This is a genomic window from Mycobacterium sp. Dal123C01, from assembly GCF_052566995.1.
Genome location: NZ_CP199580.1, coordinates 5,299,045 through 5,318,152, shown reverse-complemented (window position 1 = coordinate 5,318,152; position 19,108 = coordinate 5,299,045). Strand labels below are relative to the sequence as shown.

The following is a 19,108-nucleotide window of genomic DNA, read 5'->3' as shown; positions in this document are numbered from 1 at the left end:
CGCTACTCCGGCGCATCGTTCTCGTCGGTGCCCGCGGCGGCAACACGCGAACCATTCTGCCCGCTAACAGTTCTCGACGAAGCGACAGCCACGCAAAGGGCGACGGGAGCCTGAGAGGCCGATGACCGGCCGACCGCACCCATCTGCGACCACTCCGACGACGACCCGATCTCACTCAATTCAGAGCTGCTCTCCGCACTCCCCGCGCGGTCTAGATCGGGCTCGTCTAGGTCCGACTCAAAACCGGCATCACTGTCAGCGCTGTCAGTGTTGTAGTCGACGGTAATCTCACCATTTCGGAGGCGCGTGGAGTAGGTTCCGATGGAATTTTCGAGGTCCCCCTGGATGATTTCTTCAGGTGTTAAATCATAGGAAGCGTTTTGCGACATCCAGAATGGCCCCCGTCGCCGTTCCTTCTCGAATCCCAGATCGGCCGCGCAGAATCCGCATGCACGCATTGTTCCGGCAAGTAGATCTAAGTTGATCAGGCTACCCCGTGGCAACGCTCGCAAAATGCGACGTTCGGCATGAAGATGGACGAAGAGCGGCCTTCCACCTGTGGGGTTGGGCCTTCGGTATTCCGCGAGAGGAACTCTAAAATTCTGATTCCTAATGGCTGCCACGATCCGATCAACGATTGCATCCTGGCCGTCAGATGCTTCGGAAAGCTTACGTTCCAAATTGTGCCAATGCCTGGCCTGTCGAGAAGACAGATCGCTGTTTGGGCCGTCGGCTAATAAACGGTCAAGACCGCCATTGCGATGCAAAGCATCAATTTGTTTATTCACGCCGACGGTGTTCGACGATAGGTAGATCACATCGGCGTGCTCGTCAAAATAGGCTTGCACGTCGCCGAACGTGTGATCGCCACCAGTATCGACGAACCTGTGCTTGATAACCGTCGCTAGCCACCGCAATACCTGGCGCGGCCGGTCATGTTCGTACGTTCGGGGAGCTTGTACATAATCCTCTGGCGACTCGCGATCGACGATGAACCGCTGCGGTGGTCGTCTAAAGCCTTGAGCTGGACGCTCGTGGAGTGACATGCGACCACCCGAATCCTGGTCGGCCGCAGTCACGCTGTCGGCCGTTGTTTCGCGAGGCCAGCGCCCTTGGGCACGTTCCGCCAAGTCCTGCAATGCCGTAGCCACCTCGTGTCGCTGGCGCGGCCACAGATCGCGGAGATGAGCCTCAATATTGCTCAGTTCCTGAACCGTTGGGCCATGACCGACCACGATCGCGAACGCCGCCGCGACCACAGGCGGCAAGCCGACCGCCTCCGCGGCGACACGCGGCGTCAGCGCAACGTCAGCCCGCATGAGCGTCATCGCGTCGGCGAACGCACCGCCGTGGTCGCTGAGAACGTGCGCGAGATCACCAGCGGTGAATGGCGGTGGCAGACTATCGACTTGCTCATGTTGACCCATGGTGTGCAAGGAGTCTCGAATCGACTCCCAATATGCAGGGTAGGTCGGTTGTCTGACCAGCCAGTCCGGTTCAACGCGTAGACCGCCCCAAGCTGGAGCAACAACTCGAAGGAATGCCTTGTCGGCGAAGTGCCGTTTTGAGGCAAGTTCGCTTATCGAAGTTTGGTTGTCCACGGCCAGGGCTGCAAGCGCGGAGGCCACGTGTTCGACTGTCACCCTGTGCGGTTCTGCATCTTCGTATTCGGTCCCAAGAGATTCTTGGGAGTCACGCATCGCCCTCGCAAACGTATTGTGTCCGAGGCGTTCCCAGGCATCTGCGAGTCGATCACTGTATTCGACGTAGTCCGGCAACGCCCTCAGCTGATCTAATGATTTCAACCACGCGCCATCGCGAGATGCTATGTGTCGCCGTACGGTTGTGCGACTTATTCCTGTCGACTCCGCAACGTCTCGACCGAAGTCTCCGCGCTGACTTTCTGGCTCTTGTTGCCGTCGAATCAGATATTGCAACGCAGCGAGTACGTCCTGAGCGCCGAGAACGCGCTGGGCCGCGGGGGGTTCAGGCAGACGGCCATGATAAAAATCAAGATCAGCTAGTAATTGTTGAATGGTCGCACGATGCGTCAAGTAATCGGGCATTCGACTGACGGATCTGTCCAGCCCGGTGGCGCGGTCATTCCATTTGGAAGCAAATAACCATTTACGGCTGTTACCGCCGTGACTCTTGGCGATTTGGCCTGAACTGCGGCCGAGAACTCCTTTGTTTCGCTCTGTGAGTAATTCGGTGAGTAGCTCAACGACCTGGTCTGCAGTGGCGTCAGTTCTGCCCGACGAACCGGCTGTCGTCGACGGCGTGGTTGGCAGAGCGCTCGTTTTGGGTCGCTTGACCGAGTCGCCGTTTCGTGTCGACTGCTCATCGGTGCGGGCGCGTTTGGTCGTCGCCGTAGTGAGCCTCTTGCCATCTGCTCGATGCGTAACTGGCAGCACGGCTGGAGTGTGCGAAGACAGCCGTGCAACCGGCGGGGTGTAATCGGCGTCTGCGATGTCGTCGACGGACATGGCGTCGCTGAGCTCCGAGGAGTCCGATGCCGGGTGGGGCGCCGCTGGGGCAATGTGGTGCGAAGCTGTCACTTGGGTGTTGTCGGGCGCGGGCGCTGATCGAGACAACGACGATTGGGTGGACGCGCCGTGCCCCGAAGGCCGGTCGGCTGCATCCTGTGGCGCGGACCACGCGGCCCTTCGCGGAACAGGCCGGGTTCGTGACGGCTCGAAATCAGAAGTGACCGAGCTCGTATCGGAATGTGTGTCCGGATCGGACTCGTAGTCAGGGTCGAACTCGGTGTCCGCGTCGAATTCGGTGCCCGCGTCGGACTCGGTGCTGGTGGATGGGGCCTCGGAGTTGCTGTCGGTGTTGTAGTCGGTGGTGAGCTTGCCGTCGCGCGTCTTGGAGACGTAACTGCCGATACGTTGCCTGCGGTTGTTCTCGGCGATCCCGTCACTGTCAAGCTCGAAGCCGGCGTTTTTCGTCAGCCAGAACGGCCCGCGTCGTCTGGCGGGCTCGAATCCGAGGGCGGCGGCACATTGTCCGCAGACTCGCTTGGTGCCCGCGAGAAGGCCCAAGTCCAAAGGCCCGCGCTCGTGGCTTTCGACCAAGCGTTTGATTCGGCGTTCGGCATGAAGGCCCACTTCGCTAAAACCCGCGCCGAGGACGCGATCTTCAGGGATCGCAAAACGGTTCGACCTGATCGCCGTCAAGATCTCGTCTACCAGTTCATCCTGATTTGTTGGCGCTCCTTCCGACAGCGCATTTCTTAGTTTGAGCGCGTGGCGAGTCGCGCGCGCGTCATGACCCGCCCTCGATAACGAATCGGCCAGGCCTCGCAGACCAGAACCGTCGCGGAGCGCCCGCATTATTTCCCGGTTGTCTTCGAGGGAATTCGACGACACGTACACCGTTTGACGTGCCCGGTCGAAATAGGCTTGCACTTCCTGGCCACTCCGGCGTGTGGCCAGCAAGACAGAGGAAATCCACCTCAGGAGTTGCACCGGCCGGTCGGATTCGTAGGATCGTGGGGGCCTGACCGAATCGGGATTCTGCTCGAACAGCCGTCTCGCACTTGAATTATTAACGTTTCCGTGCGATTCGGATCCTGGATTGTCCACGATGAACGACCGGCTGGTCAATTGACGTCGAACCCGCACCACGGTCATGCCGCTATCGTCGATTTTCACCCCGTCGGCTAGGCGATTGAGGCGGTCAAGCATGTCTTCGATACCGTCTCGCAGCCACGGTTCAACATCTGACAGTGTGCTCTGAAGACTCGAAAAGTCGCGAATTGTCGGGCCACGGTCGACTGCCATCGCGAACGCCTCCCACGGCATGTTCGCCGCCTGCGCAGCAGAGCGTGCCGATATAGTGGCGTCGCGTCGCATACGCTCAATTGCCTCGGAAACCTCAGCGCGGTGATCTCGCAGCGTCCGAAGAAATTCCGGCGCGGTGATCACTGGCAACGGCAGGCTTTCGGCCTGCTCGTGACGGCCCAGCGCAGTCAGTGCGGCCTCGATGTCCCCCCGCCGTGTGGCATAGTTGCGCAACGTCGGCAACAACTCTTCTGTTGTGGCTGCGAGTCCCGCGGATTCAGGGTCGATCCAGTCGCCCAGGGTCCCAGGGTCAAGCCCGAGTTCGCGACCAATCTGGCCCAGCGCGCCTGGGTGCTGCGCCAGCTTCTGCAGCACGTCGGCCAGGATATCGGCCGTCATCTGGTTGCCGACGAGTTGGCCATGCGACCCGGTTGCTTCATCTGAGGATGAGGCGCTGTCGGTGTTGTAATTGGCGGTAACCTTGCCGTCTCGCAACCGGGTGACGTAGGTGCCGATGGATTTCTGCGTGTTGTGGGTGAGGATCCCCTCGTCGTCGAGGCCATAGCGCGCCGATTCTGACTGCCAGAAAGGGCCACGCGGGTCCGCGTCGTTGAGTCCCAGAGCGTCGCCGCAATACCCACAGGCCCTCATGGTCCCCGCGAGCAGGCTCAGATCCATGCGACTGCGGCCTGCGTCGGCTAACGCCCTGCTAATGCGTCGTTCGCCATGCAGATCCACTTCCCTATTGGGGCCTCGCCAGAAATGCTCGACCGGAACCACAAATCTGCCCTGGTGAATCGCGGAGCGGACTCGATTAAAAAGATCATCGTCGAAGACGTCCGCGCCCGATTCAGATAAAGTGCTTTTAAGTTTGTTCCAGTGGCGTGTCTCCCTGCTGATGCGACCCTCAAATTCTCGATCCTGAAGTTGGCGACGATCCAACAAACGTTGTAAACCATCTCCCCCCCTCTCGAGAAGACGACGAAGTTCGTGGTTGGCTCTGACGGTATTTGCCGAGACGTAGATCGTTTCAGTGTCGGCGTCGAAGTAGGCCTGTACCTCTCCCGCTTTTTCTACGTGCTCTTTCAAGACGCTGGAAATCCAGCGCAGCAATTGCCGGGGTCGGTCGTCCTGGTACGATCGCGGCCCTCGCATGAAAGCCGGGTTCGACGCATACAGACGCTTGAGCACGCTGTGATTTTCTCTGCCATTAAATTCAGGATGATCGACGATGAAAATCCGGGACGGTGCTTTGAACCCTGATCCCCTCCTACCGCCGAACATCGCCTGCCTGGTGAGCGTCACCTGGTTCATGCCCATGGTGTGAGCGATCGACTCGCCCCTGGCAAGGGTGGTCAGTTGCTCGAAGATTCGGTCGAGCCCCCGCCTCAGTTCGGGAGTGACGTTCCGCAATCGATATTCGACGTCGTGCTGGTCACGGACGGTGGGGCCACGGTTGACCGCAAGCGCGAAAGCCTGCCTGGGCGCGCCAGCGGCGACTGCGGCGTCGTGCGGCGTCAGCGTCGAGTCGCGTCGCATCCGGTCGATGGCATCCGCGACCTGATCGCGGCCTTGGCGCATCGTGGTCAGGAAATCTTCGGCAACCATCGCTTGCCCGTATTCCCGCAATCTATCGAGTGAGGCCTGAATGGAGCGGCGGCGGGCGGAATACCCCGGCAATTTTTGCATGTCCGCCTCTGCCTTGCGCAGTCCGCCGGTGCCGGGAGCGATGTAGGTGTTCAGCGTGTCCGGCGAAACATCGAGTTCGGCGGCGACTTGTCGTAGCGGTTTGGTGGGGTCGTCGGCCAGTTTCGCCAACGCATCAGCCACGTCATCGCCCGTCACCCTGTGTGCGGTCTTGCCATCGACCTCGGGCAGTTGACTCGCTGTCAGGCTGAGACCGAGTTCCGCGAAAGCGTCGCGCAACTGGTCACGGTAATCGGCGTAGTCCGACAGCGTCCGCAGCCGCTGCGGGGCCCCAGTGAGCGACCCATCGGTTCTGATCCAGCTCTCCAACGTGGTCAAATTCACGTCTGCCTTTTTAGCCAGTAATGCACCGACAGGGTATCGATACCTGGGGTACTCCGCCCTTTCTTTCTCCCCAATCTCTGCCTGCAGCTTCACGTCACTTCTGAAATCTTGCAGCGCTCGCAGCGCGGCCAGTAGATGTGAGGCACCGAAAGGGGTGACCGGATCGGGCAGGTTACCACTGAGAAAGTTGAGACGTTGGGCCACGGCTTGAATACGTTCACGGTACTGTGGGTAATCCGGCAAACGTCTGAGACGATGAGGCGCATTTATCCCACCCGACCTCCAACTAGACGCTCGCAACCAGTCTGCGATCCCACCGCGCGTATCAACCGATTCCCCGTGTCGCCGAGCAATAGCGACCGCCGTGACACTGCTCGACTGCTTTTTCGCCGACTCAAACTCGCTCAGTAATTGCAATACGCTTTGTGCACTTCGACTGTGGAGCTCGTCTGCCTGGGAGCCGCGGAGCGACGCCTGCATTTCTTGTATGCGCTTTTGCGCTCTGGCCAACGATGCATTGATGGAAGTGCGCTGAGCAGCGTACCCGGGTAGTTTTTGAAGGTCGTGCTGGGTCTTGCGTAATGTTCCCTTGGTGGTATCAAGATACTGACTTAACGTATCGGGCGTTTTCCCGACATCCCTAGCGAGTTGCCCCAGCGACTTCCCCGGGTCTTCGACCAACTTCTCCAACGCGTTCAACAGGTCATCGGCAGTCATCTTATTGTGGAAGATCCGTGCGCCCGGCTCGGGTAGTTGTCGTGCCGTCTCATCGTGCCCCAGCTGCTCGAAAGCGTTCTTTAAATCGTCACGGTACCTACCAAATTCTGACAGGCTATTCAGACGCTGTGGCGCGACTTTCAATGTCCCGTCCGTCTTAATCCACCTCTCAATCGCACCCCGGTGAATGCCCGCTTTTTCAGCCATAACATTTCCCGCGCCCGAGTAAACCTTCGATGAAGACGGTGTGCCACGAAACTCGATCAGCGCGTTCAGCGCATCGAGCAGATGCTTGGCGCCGAAAGTGACGACCGGTTCAGGAAGCACCCCGTCATATATCCCAAGCTCCCGGACCAATTGCTGAATACGGTCCCGATACTGTGGATAGTCCGGCATACGACTCAATCGACCGGTCAACCCACGGTGAGGCCACTCGCGTCGCCTCAGCCAATCAGCCGATGTCACCGCCTCGGTGCCCAAACCTCCGTGGCGCTCAGCAATCTCGTTTGCGGTCACGCTGCTCGAACTCGCTCTCGCCGTCGACAGCGCGTCAAGTAAAAACCAGACGCGCTGCGCACTGACGACGTTGGCATCCTCCGCGCGAAGTACTGAGGATGACGTGTCGACAGCGCTCCCCGTTTTGGGTCGTTTACTCGGCGGCTCGGTGGGGGAGGGTTGGTCGTCTCGGCTGTGTTTAGACGACCTGGCGGCGGGTGCAGTGCGTTTAACGCGACCCCCTATTGACGGTGACGTGGTCGCAGGCTGGTAGGCGTCGTCGTCGCTATTGCGTGAGGACGCAGGCTCGCTGAGTTCCGAGGAGTCGGAAGGTGGCTCGCTGAGTTCGGAGGAGTCTGATGCGGCGTGGGTCGTTGTTGGGGCGGTGTGGTGGGTTGGTTGGCTTGCGTTCCAGTGGTCGAAGCCGTTGTAGTACAGGTGGATTGGGCGGCCTGGCGGGCCGATGTGATCCATGTGGTAGCCGGGGTTGTGCAGTTGCACGCCCAGGGTGTGAGCCACCAGGGCGGGAAACATCTCACCCTCGGCGGTGTTCCAGCCAGCGGTCTCCGGTTGCCAGCGTTCCAGTGCTCGAGATAGCCGGTTGAACTCCCTGATGGTCAGGGGTTGATGGCGTTCGGCATCCATCACCGCTTGGCGCACGCCGTCCTCGTCGAGATCATCGATCGACGGCAGCGCTTGACGCTGCCGAAGATACTCGTACTGATCTCGAACCGAGAGGGCGTCATCGGCCAACCTGGCCCTTTGTTGCCCACTTACCGTCTGTACTATCAGATGGACCGCCAATTGCGCGTTGTACCGGGCAGTTTCGGCGTCAAGGCCCAGTTCGGCAGAGATTTCGCGGGCGCGTTCCTCGATGTAGTAGGAACGTAAATCTTCCCAATCCAGCCAATCGCCCGATCGCACCTCGTTAACCCCGAGTGCGTGGAGTTGAGCGCGCAACGTCGGCACGTTTTCACCGAACACCCGGTGAAACCGTGCTTGCTCCTGGGATTCGGTGCTGCGGAACGGCTGTATCGCCTCGGCAGGCACAGCCTCGTGTCCGTGGGTTGTTACCCAGTCCACCACCATCGCATGCAGTGCGCGCGCGGCGCGTCTCAACGGCGAGGTCGGGGCGACCCGCCCGGGCCCCCGCTGAAAGTCATGAAGTTGGTCGATGACTTGTTGGTGGGCATCGTGGGCGCTGTTGGCCCAGCCTTGATACAACCTGGCGGGCCACCAGTGCGGCGGGGTGCTGGCCACCACCGAATACAGCAAACACCAACCGTCAGGGGGCACACGCAATTCCTGGGGCCCGACCGTTAATTCGGGTCGCTCCGAACTGCTCTCCTGGTGATCGTTGACGTCGACCATTTCGACATCAGCGGCAGCGGCTTGGCTATCAGGCGGGCTGTGTTGACTCCTCGAGGCGCCCGCGACGGGACGCCGACGCCGATCACCACTGCCAGACGCGCCCCCACGGGGATGTTTAGGCGCTGGCCGTGTGGCATTCATGGGTCTCGCCGCGGTGTCATCGCTGCTTTGCCGGACATGGTGGGTCCCCCCGGTGCCTTGCACCAGCGTGTCAGTGACGGCGACCTGACTGCGCGCGGTGCGCTCCACCAACCACAGATGCCGCGGCATCACACGCGGATCGTGACCCCACACGCCGGCGCCCATCACCCCACCGTCGTGACGGTGCACCCCGGCGTTGCGATCAGAACGAAGCAACACCCGTTCGGGGTCGCGGTGCTCGTCAGGAACGCCCAAATAGTGCAGAATCTCATGCGCCAACACCGCGCCACTGGCATCGGCACGCCAATGCGTTTGATCGGTGTCGCCCTCACCGACCACCTTGATCACGGTGTGCGCGTCAGCGGCATTGTCAGTGAACTCGACACTGACGTGGAATTGGTCCCCGGTGGGCAGCCGATACCCCTGGTTGAGCATCTTCTCCACGCCCACGATCGCCCGATCTTTGAGCTCACCAACGGTGGTCGCAACCACACCGCCATCACCACGACCGGCGGGACCGAGATGAATCTTGACGGTGTAGTCCTGCACAAACCGACCCGGGGCGACCTCAATACGCCGTAAGTCATACCGGACCAAACCGACGATCGACACCGGCTTGGCCGGCGTGCTGTGTGACAACACATCGGCAATCTCGGTATCCACCGTCGCTACATGCGCGCCGTCACGACGCGACCACCACGCCTCCACCAACACCGGATCACGAGGATCAAACCACGTCGCCGACGACACCGAACTATGCCGCCACGACTCATCACCGGCCACATCGCGTCGGCGTCGGGAACTCAACTCCTCGTCCTCAAATGCGCTGACACGTTCGCTTTGACGCCCATCGCCATCGTTGTAGTGCCTTGCCTCGACCCCCGGCAACGAAGAACCTTGCGAAAGATCTTGTTGATCAACCGTTTTCGGCACCGCCTGCCCGATGTCATCACCCGACAAACCCGGAACAGCGCCTTCGGTCTCCGAAGAGCGATCGCCCCCATTCGTCTCTAAGCCCGGTGATGGCTGCAAACGGACCGGCTGTAGGGCCCCCGGCGCTGGGTGGCGGAGATCGTTTGATTTTGGGGCATCCCCGGCCTTGAGTACAGCGGTAGGTGCGCTGCGCGCGGCGGGCGTACCGGCTGTGGCGTCGATCTTTGAGGCTGACGGCGAGCCCGCTAACGATGTCCGCGCAGGCGGCGTTGAATTTAGCGTCTCGTTCGGTTGTCCCGTGGCGGTTGCGCGCGCGCCAGTTCCAGGCGGATTCAACAGGGATGAGTTCGGCGAACCAGCCTGGGAAACACCGTGTGCGGGCGCCACCGAATTCGGGCGTTGTTGGACGGCTGGCGCAGTCGATTCGGCATCGCCGTGCGACCCTGACGCATTGTTGATCGTTGGCGCAGCGGTCGAACCGGAGGTTGGCCCCAATCCCGAGATGCTGGACCCGGTAGCACCCTGGGTCGGAGATCCGTTGCTGCCGGCACCTTCGGGTGAATTCGCGAGGTCGGATTCCAGGCCGAGGGCGCCGGTCTTCTGGCTACCAGTAGAAGTACCCTCGCCGGAGCTGCTCATCGGTGACGACGGTGGGTGCGACCCGCTGCTCGTGCCCTCATCCGATCCCCGGATGTTCTGGTTGCCGCGCGGGTCACCGTTGAGGGTTGCCGTGTCGCTGCCCCAGCCCTCCTCGTGTGGGTCGTCGGTGAATCCCTTTCCGTCATCGCCAACGAGAGTTTGGGTATCGCTATCCCCATCGCTGCCGAGATCGGGCTTGACCATCTTCGCCCAATCCACGTTGGGAGTCCCCGAATCGCCATCCACACCAGGGTCAACCGGTTTCACAGTGCCCACGTGGGGCTCCCCGGTACCGCCGTGAATGCCGCCGTGTGCCACGCCATGCAGCGCGCCGTGAATGCCGCCGGTGGCCGGGCCCAAGAACAGCGATACGGTGTCCAGACCTCCGGTCGCCGCTGATCCCACGACGTTGCCGACAAAACCCAGCCCGTAGTGGGTGATCGCACCATTGACGACTTTGCCTGCGATGGTTGTCGATTCACCCAGAGCATGCGTCAATGGCCCGTGCAGCAAAGAGGCGGTGAAACCACCCAGGGCGGCGCCGCCGCCGGCGTCGACTAGTTGCTTGAAGTCAAAGCCATCACGATGCCCCGCCGCCCATTGATAGCCCTCGATCGCGAACTCTTGAACCTCGGAGATGACCGTTTCTTGCACCGCTTCGCGCACACCAGCAGCGAGCAACTTAGGCACCTGGTCTTTGATGAACATCTTGACCGCGGTCTTGGTCATCGCCTCGGCCACAGCGGTGACAATCCGCCGCATTAATTGCGACACCATCGTGCGTATCGCAGCCATGGTGATGCCCTCAACCATCGGAATCTGCAAAAGCGATAGCCCGAGCGTCCAGTCGGCCATGGCCAGTAGATACGCAATCTCGACCGCCGCGATCGCCAGCGTGCTCAGTATCTGCAGCTTGGTGTATTCGATCTGGGTGCCGGTATTTCGACACAGAGAGCCCAGTGTCGACATAGCGGTCACCAGACTCTGGATCGAATTGTCACCGGAGAGCAGCATCTGGAACTGTGCGGCGACCGCATCACCAGTGGCACCAGATAACGCTGACAATATTTTCGAAGACACCTGCTTAAGGCTGGGGATCAGGGCCTCGAGTTGTTGGGCCGCAGCGTTCCAGTCATCGCCCATGTTGAACATCGCGGTCTCATCGCCCTTCGGCCACGCCGAGCCCGCCAAATAAGCAACCCACTGCAAGTCTGGCGGGAACGGAATGGTCATGAAGGCCTCCGCGGACGCCTCAGTTTCCAGCCAGGAAGCTGCTTACGAGTTATGCTGTCGTTCAACATTTTCGCCGAGTCGATAATCGACGCCGAGTAACCATCAAATAGATCAGCGTTGTTAGCTATCACGCCAAATATCCAGTCCCGCTGCATGAGGTAAACCGCTGGGTCCGTTGGCAAACGAGTACCGACCGCGTCGTCCCCCCAAGCTGATCACGCGCAGCAGACCGATCCTGGAGATTAGCGCTGAGTTCACGGTCCACCAGATATCTCCTCACCGTCGGATGCGCGCAAGCGCCAATCCTTCTTCTGGGGACGGCCACCGTACGTCCGCGTCGATGCTGCTCAGCTAGTGAATTGGCCCATCCTGGCGTCGAGATCGACTCACCCGCAACCACATCGATGCCAGCGGCGACCCGCATCCGGGAATGACTGCCACCGCTGTACGATGATCCCGCCCCGACGTCCAAGTGGTAAGGCAACCCCGGGGATAACGCTAACCACGCCGAGACCGGCCTACGTCACGCCGACGTAAACAGCCGGTAACCAGGCGCGCACTAGGCTCGGTCGGCGCTTGCCATCGCCGGCGGTGTCTCGCCCGGCCGATCTGTGCAGCGCCGCTTTGGATCACTGGCGCCCAATCGATTCTGGGTTGCTGACCTGATTTGGCCGCCCAGCAAGCCACGCCTGGGGATGCAACGCCAAAGCCAACTGTGCACAACACCTGTCGTGGTCGCCGGCGCCAGTCGCTGCGGAACCACCCCGACGCCGGTCAAGACGCCCGCCACCACGAGGCGCCGCGTTCTTCGGCTAACACCGGTGAACAAATTCCGCGCCGAAGACGTTGTGAACGGTTATGACCGATAGCAAATCCGTGCGGCGAAGCGGGGCGGAGCGCTTCGAGGCGTTTCAACGCCTCACCGACGACACGTTCGTTCCGGTGGCGCTGTCGGTCGCCGACACCGACTCGCTGCGGGCAAACCTGCGTACGTCAAATCTCGGCACGGTGCGGATGAACCGGATGCAATTCGACGGTGACATCGTGATGCGCCGAACGCCTCGGCAGCTGTTGCGGAACGCACCTCGGCTGATAGCGCACCACAGCCCCGAGTATGTGAAGGTCGCCGTGCACATCGGGGGGCGCTGCGTGATCCGGCAAGACGGCCGTGAGGCAAACCTGTCGCCCGGGGAATACGTCGTGTACGACACGGCGCGACCGTTCGACTTCGCGGTGAGCGGAAAATTCGAGATGTGCAGCGCGATTCTTCCTCGACAACTAGTGCGTATTCCGCCGGCGAAACTCTCTCGGCTCACGGCTCGCCGCTTCAACGGTCGAGAGGGAATGGGCGCGCTGCTGGCTCCATTCCTCGTTGAACTCGGACGCCAAACAACCAAAGAAGCGCGGCCGGCCAACATCCGTTTGGCCGATGCGGTGTTCGACATGCTGGAGGCGGCGTTGTGCGAGCAGTTGGCGTGTGACCGCCCTGAGGGTCGCAGCCGAGTCCAATCCGACTTGATGCTGCGAACATTTGCTTTCATCGAACAAAACCTCGGTGACCCCGGCCTGGATGGCATGGCAGTCGCGGCGGCGCAGCATATTTCGATTCGCCAGCTGCAACGGTTGTTCGAGAGCGACGGTCGTACCGTCACCGACTGGATCAGGAGCCGCAGGATTGAGCACTGCCGCAAGGACCTTGCGAACGCCGAATTGGCCGCGATACCGGTGAGCGAGATTGGCGCACGGTGGGGTCTGGTCAATGCCGCGCATTTCTCCCGGCTGTTCAAGGCGGCACACGGCCTGTCGCCGCGGGAGTATCGCCTCTGGGCTTTGACCTGAGGCGCGGCGCAGTCGCGCAATGGTGTGTCGCGTGCGCGCAAGACGTGCGTTGTGGCCGGGACGATAGTGGGTGCTGATGGGCGACTGCCCACGTAACGGAGGCCAGATGCCAGACACGGCCCTCGAATTCGCGGCCGACCGTGGGTTCAACGTAGACAAAGCCCTCGCGGAGCGGGTAGCGGCTAATCAGGCCAGGCTGACCGCGGCACTGAAGCCACGGTACGACTTCATCGTGTGTGGTTCGGGTTCATCGGGTTCGGTCGTCGCGCGCAGGCTGGCCGAGAACCCAGCTGCCGACGTCCTGCTGGTCGAGGCCGGCGGCGACGACAACGTCGCCGATGTCGTCGCCCCGGGTCAATGGCCCGCCAACCTCGGTTCCGAACGCGACTGGGGCTATCGGAGCGAACCGAACCCCGACATCAACAACCGCTCGATCATGTACTCGACGGGCAAGGTGCTCGGCGGCAGCTCGAGCATCAACGTGATGGCCTGGATTCGAGGTCACCGCGACGACTGGAACCATTTCGCCACCGAAGCGGGCGATCCGGCGTGGAACTACGAGTCCGTCCTCGACATCTACCGCGACATCGAAGATTGGCAGGGCACCCCGGATCCGGCGTACCGCGGACTCGGCGGGCCGGTTTTCGTCCAGCCCGCACCGGATCCCCATCCGCTTGCCCTGGCGACGTTGGACGCCGCGAAGGCTACCGGCACAGCGGTGTATCCGTCCGCCAACGGGCGGATGATGGAGGGCACTGCGGGCGCGGCGCTCGGAGATCTTCGTATACGAAATGGGCAGCGGGAGTCCGTATTTCGCTCCTACACTTTCCCGTTGATGGATCGGCCCAACCTCACCGTCCTCACCCATGCGCTCGTGCAGCGGATCGTTGTCGAAGGCGGCAAAGCCGTCGGCGTGGAAATTCGTTATCAAGGAGCGAGCCGCCGCGTCGATGCCGGCGCGGAAGTCGTCTTGTCCCTGGGCGCGAACAACACGCCCAAGGTGCTGATGCTGTCCGGCATAGGAGATCAAGACGAGCTAAGCCGAGTGGGGGTTCCCCTACGTCAACACCTGCCCGGGGTGGGTCGCAACCTTCAGGATCACGTGGCCTTCGACTGCATGTGGGAATACCGCGACCCGCAGCCACCGCGGAACAACGCGTGCGAAGTCGTCGTGCTCGGGGAGACTGAGTCCGGGCTGGCCCACCCTGACGTCTTCGCTTGGCAAGTGGAAGTGCCTTATGCCACCGATGAGACCGCGGCCCGGTTCGGGCTTCCCGCCGCCGGCTGGACTTTCCACGCTGCTCTTACCCACCCGAAGAGCCGGGGCCGGATACTGCTCGGCGGCCCCGACCCCACCGATCCGGTGCGCATCGAGGCCAACACCTTGGCACATCCCGATGATGTCCAAAAAGCGATCGCCTGCGTGCAGTGGTGCCGCGAAATCGCCAACAGCGCACCGCTACGGCCGTACGTGAAACGCGAAGTTATGCCCGGGAACCTCAGGGGAGCAGAACTGGAAGAGTTCGTACGAGACGCGGCAACCACCTTCTTTCACCAGGTCGGTACCGCCAAGATGGGCCGCGACACGATGTCGGTGGTCGACGGCGATCTCAAGGTGCACGGCATCGAGAACCTGCGGGTGGCAGACGGCTCGATCATGCCGCAGATCACCGCTACCAACACGATGGCGCCGTGCGTGGTCATCGGGGAACGTGCCGCACAGATCCTGAAGAAAGCGCACCGGCTCTAGCCCGCGGTGGGCAAACAACCGGCGGCACGGCCCTGACACCCAGCTGAATTTGCCGCCCGATCGGCCAGCTCCCCTCGATGGGTGCATTTATCTGGTTTAACGGCCAGGTCGAAATGGTTACCCCCTCGGGTATGAGCAACCGCGAGGGGGTTCGCGGAGTCAATGCATTGTCTGCTGCTCCGGCGCATCCGGCGGGCTCGGCCGAGCCCGCACCCTCGGTGCCGAGTTGGCGCGCCGACGCCGACCCGGCCGCGGCCACGGTGCCGGAGCCGCGCTACCGCCCGCCCGGGCCAGCACGCCGGCGGCCGTCCAGGTCGGCAGGGCCGCCGACGCCGGCCCGCCTGGTGCAGGTACGGCGGTCCGCGTTTCGCCGTGACGTCAGCCCGGGCGGGACCGCGCTCGACGGCCTGGATTATCGGGCCAGCGCGGAGTCGACCAGGTTCAGCTGGCGCGAGGTGATCCATCGGGTGACCGGAATCGATCTCGGTCCGGGTAAAGACGCCGAATACGAACAAGCACTGCGACAGCGCATCGGCACCGTCATCGGCGGCGCATTTCCGATCGCCGTGCTCAACTTCAAAGGCGGTGTCGGCAAGACCGCGGTGGTCGAGGCGCTCGGCTCGACCTTCGCCGAAGTGCGCGACGACCGGGTCATCGCCGTCGATATCGACGCCGGCGATCTGACGGAGCGGCACGGCCGCCGGAACCCGCTGAACCTGGCGGACCTCCTCGCGCGCGATTCGGTGACCCAGTACGCCGAGGTGCGCGCGCATACCTACCTGAACAGCTTCGGCCTGGAAGTGCTCGGACTGCCGGACTATGGCCGCGCCCACTGGCGGCTGGAGCGCCAGGACATCGCCAAGGCATTTTCGATACTGCGGAAACACTATTCGGTGGTGCTGGTGGATTGTGTCAAGGCAATCAACTCCAGCGTGATGGACGCTGTTCTGCCCGAGGCTCGAGCCCTCGTGGTGGTCAGCGGCACCTCCATCGACTCGGTACGAAAGACCCGGACAACGCTGGAGTGGTTGTCCAACAACGGATATCGGAGACTGCTGAAGTCGACCGTACTTGCCATGAACTACACCGAGCCGGCCAAGCTGGACGGTGTGGTCACCAAAGAGTTCGAGTCACTGTCTGCTCGCGTCGCCGCCACCGTGGTGCTGCCGTTCGATCGGCATGTGCATGAGGGCACAGAGCTCGGGCTGGACCGGTTGAGTAAGGAAAGCCGGCGCAGCTACCTGCGGTTGGCGGCCATGCTGGGCGACGTGGCCGCCGGCAGGCCCGCGGGACAGGACGGCCCGTCACGGTCGTGGCGGGAGCCCCGCCCGTCCTGATCGCCGGCCGATTGTGCCCGGCCCTGCGCTCCGCGCGGTCGCCATTAGGATCTTTTCCATGACTGTTACTTCCGGGGCGGCGAAGGCTGGGGCGGCTGAGCTGCTGGATTACGACGAGGTCATCGCACGTTTTGATCCGGTGCTCGGCCTGGAAGTGCACGTGGAGCTGTCCACCGTCACCAAGATGTTCTGCGGCTGCGTCACCGCATTCGGTGCTGACCCCAACACCCAGGTGTGCCCGATATGCCTGGGGTTGCCGGGTTCACTGCCGGTGCTCAACCGGGCCGCGGTCGAGTCGGCAATCCGCATCGGGTTGGCGCTGAATTGCGAGATCGTGCCGTGGTGCCGCTTCGCCCGGAAGAACTACTTCTACCCGGACCAGCCGAAGAACTACCAGATCTCGCAGTACGACGAGCCGATCGCCATCAACGGCTACCTGGAAGCGCCGCTGGAAGACGGCACCACCTGGCGGGTCGAGATCGAACGCGCCCACATGGAAGAAGACACCGGCAAGCTCACTCACCTGGGCAGCGAGACCGGCCGCATCGAAGGTGCCACCGGTTCACTGATCGACTACAACCGCGCCGGCGTGCCATTGATCGAAATCGTCACCAAGCCCATCGAGGGAGCCGGAGCGCGGGCACCGCAGATCGCCCGGGCTTACGTGACGGCGTTGCGAAACTTGCTGCGCGTGTTGGAGGTATCCGACGTTCGAATGGACCAGGGTTCAATGCGTTGTGACGCCAACGTGTCGCTGAAACCCACTGGGACAACCGAATTCGGCACCCGGACCGAGACTAAGAACGTCAACTCGCTAAAAAGTGTCGAGGTCGCGGTGCGTTATGAAATGCAGCGCCAGGCCGCCGTCCTGCTGTCCGGCGGTCAAATTACGCAGGAAACCAGGCACTTTCACGAGTCGGGATACACCAGCCCGGGCCGCGTCAAAGAAACCGCGGAAGATTATCGCTATTTCCCCGAGCCCGATCTGGAACCCGTCGCGCCCAGTCGCGAGCTGGTCGAGCAATTGCGCCAGACGATCCCCGAGTTGCCGTGGTTGAGCCGCAAGCGAATTCAGGATGAGTGGGGTGTTTCCGACGAGGTGATGCGCGATCTCGTCAATGCAGGCGCAATCGAATTGGTCACTGCGACCATCAAGCACGGCGCCTCCAGCGAACAGGCCCGCGCCTGGTGGGGAAACTTCCTGATGCAGAAGGCCAACGAGGCGAACATCGAATTGGACCAGCTGGCCATCAGCCCCGCCCAGGTCGCCGCGGTGGTGGCGTTGGTCGACGACGGCAAGCTGTCCACCAAGCTGGCTCGCCAAGTCGTCGAGGGCGTGCTCGCCGGAGAAGGTGAACCCGAGCAGGTGATGATCACCCGTGGTCTGGCGCTGGTGCGCGACGACACGGTCACCCAGGCCGCCGTCGACGAGGCCCTGGCTGCCAATCCCGATGTGGCGGAAAAGATTCGCGGCGGCAAGGTGGCCGCGGCCGGCGCGATCGTGGGCGCGGTGATGAAGGCCACCCGCGGGCAGGCCGATGCGGCCCGGGTGCGCGAGTTGGTGCTGGCCGCCTGCGGGCAGGCCTAGCGCGGATCAGCGGGCCACACTTGGCCGGCGATCCGGCCGGCTAGGCCTTGTCGTCGTTGTTGCGCGGGAAGCCGCCACCCTGCGGGAACAGCGGGAACACCACGTCGTCGAGCTTTTCGGCGTCACCGGCGGTCTTGTTGATAGTGGCGCCCCAAATGTTTCCATCCGGCGACATCCGCAGGGCCCACGCGTGGGCGTGCGTGTCCTTGCGGACGACGTCGGGTTCACCGGTGACCGCACCCGTGTTCGGCGCGAGCCGTACCGCCACGGTCGATTTGGTGTTGACCAGGTTGACCATCACCGTCCCGTCCATCGACGCGCATCCGGCCACGCCCGGCTTGTCCGGCCAGGTCCACACCGTGGAGACCTCCGAGCTCTTGGTGATGCGCTGCAACCGGTCCGCGGTGGGCGTGCGGTCGGCGACATACAGCGAGCCGTCGACGGGATCGACGCACAGGCCGCCGCCCGAGCCGACGCCGGACAGCGCGGTCGTCGGCGGCGCCTGGCCGACGGTGGTCGGCTGCTCGATGCGCAGCACCTTGCCCGCCAACGATTTCGGATCGGCGGCCATGGCCGGGTTACCCGCATCGCCGGTCAGCACCAGCAGCGTGGTGGGGCTGGTGAACAGCAACGCTCCGGTGTTTCCGGTGGCGCCCTTGGGAATCCCGGTCAGAATGTCCTTCGGGATGTCGCCGTCGGCCACCCGGATGACCCGGTTATCGGTGGGCGTGCTGATGTAGGCGTACATCAGGCGGTCCTGCGAGTAGGTGGGCGACAGCACGATATCCATCAAGCCGCCATCCCCGGACGGATCGACCGGGATGACGGTCTTCACCTTCGGCTCGGCGCTCACGGAGATCTCTTTGATGGCCCCGGTGGCGCGCTCGGCGACCAACGCGGTTTTGCTGTCGGGCCCCATGATCAGCCCGCTGGTGCTCTCCAGGCAGCCTTGCATCACCCCGGGGGCCGGGCACTGCTTGGGGAACGGCGTGGGCGGCAGCGGTGGCGGCGGGGGAGGCGTCGAGCTCGGCTGGGGCTTGAGTTCCGGGTTGGTGGTGAAGGGCGCGGATGCCGCGTCGTTGAACCGCGCGCAGCCCGTCGCTACCAGCATTAGCGCGCAGAGCGCAGCGAGCCCGCGGCGAACCGGCCACCCCAAATGCATGACCGACAGGCTACGGATAGTGCGGGCACCGGCGCCACACGCGTGCCTGTGTGCGCGTCGGTGAAGCCCCTCGCGCGGGTCTGA

The 19,108-nt window shown here is 62.6% G+C and carries 6 protein-coding genes; 4 read left to right on the top strand and 2 right to left on the bottom strand.

Annotated elements, in window-relative coordinates; all coding sequences use genetic code 11:
- Positions 1–2: 2 nt before the first annotated feature.
- On the bottom strand, positions 3–11,348 hold the full coding sequence (locus tag ACTXG5_RS24815; RefSeq protein WP_445161308.1) for a WXG100-like domain-containing protein: 11,346 nt from the start codon (positions 11,346–11,348) through the stop codon (positions 3–5).
- 858 nt (positions 11,349–12,206) lie between these two features.
- Here ACTXG5_RS24815 and ACTXG5_RS24810 point away from each other — a divergent pair.
- The 4 genes from ACTXG5_RS24810 (at position 12,207) to gatB (ending at position 17,862) form a co-directional block, all read left to right on the top strand.
- Positions 12,207–13,187: an AraC-like ligand-binding domain-containing protein gene (locus ACTXG5_RS24810; protein ID WP_445161307.1), complete on the top strand. Its 981-nt coding sequence runs from the start codon at positions 12,207–12,209 to the stop codon at positions 13,185–13,187.
- A gap of 196 nt (positions 13,188–13,383) precedes the next feature.
- Positions 13,384–14,937, top strand: a complete 1,554-nt coding sequence (locus tag ACTXG5_RS24805; RefSeq protein WP_445164580.1) for a GMC family oxidoreductase — start codon at positions 13,384–13,386, stop codon at positions 14,935–14,937.
- Positions 14,938–15,068: 131 nt separating this feature from the next.
- A complete protein-coding gene (locus ACTXG5_RS24800) occupies positions 15,069–16,274 on the top strand; it encodes a MinD/ParA family ATP-binding protein (protein WP_445161306.1) in 1,206 nt (401 codons plus the stop codon).
- 58 nt (positions 16,275–16,332) lie between these two features.
- On the top strand, positions 16,333–17,862 hold the full coding sequence (gene gatB, locus ACTXG5_RS24795) for an Asp-tRNA(Asn)/Glu-tRNA(Gln) amidotransferase subunit GatB (protein ID WP_445161305.1): 1,530 nt from the start codon (positions 16,333–16,335) through the stop codon (positions 17,860–17,862).
- A 40-nt stretch (positions 17,863–17,902) separates the two neighbouring features.
- Here the strand turns inward: gatB and ACTXG5_RS24790 are convergent, their stop codons facing one another.
- Positions 17,903–19,024, bottom strand: coding sequence for a PQQ-dependent sugar dehydrogenase (locus ACTXG5_RS24790; RefSeq protein WP_445161304.1), 1,122 nt, complete (start codon positions 19,022–19,024; stop codon positions 17,903–17,905).
- Positions 19,025–19,108 lie beyond the last annotated feature (84 nt).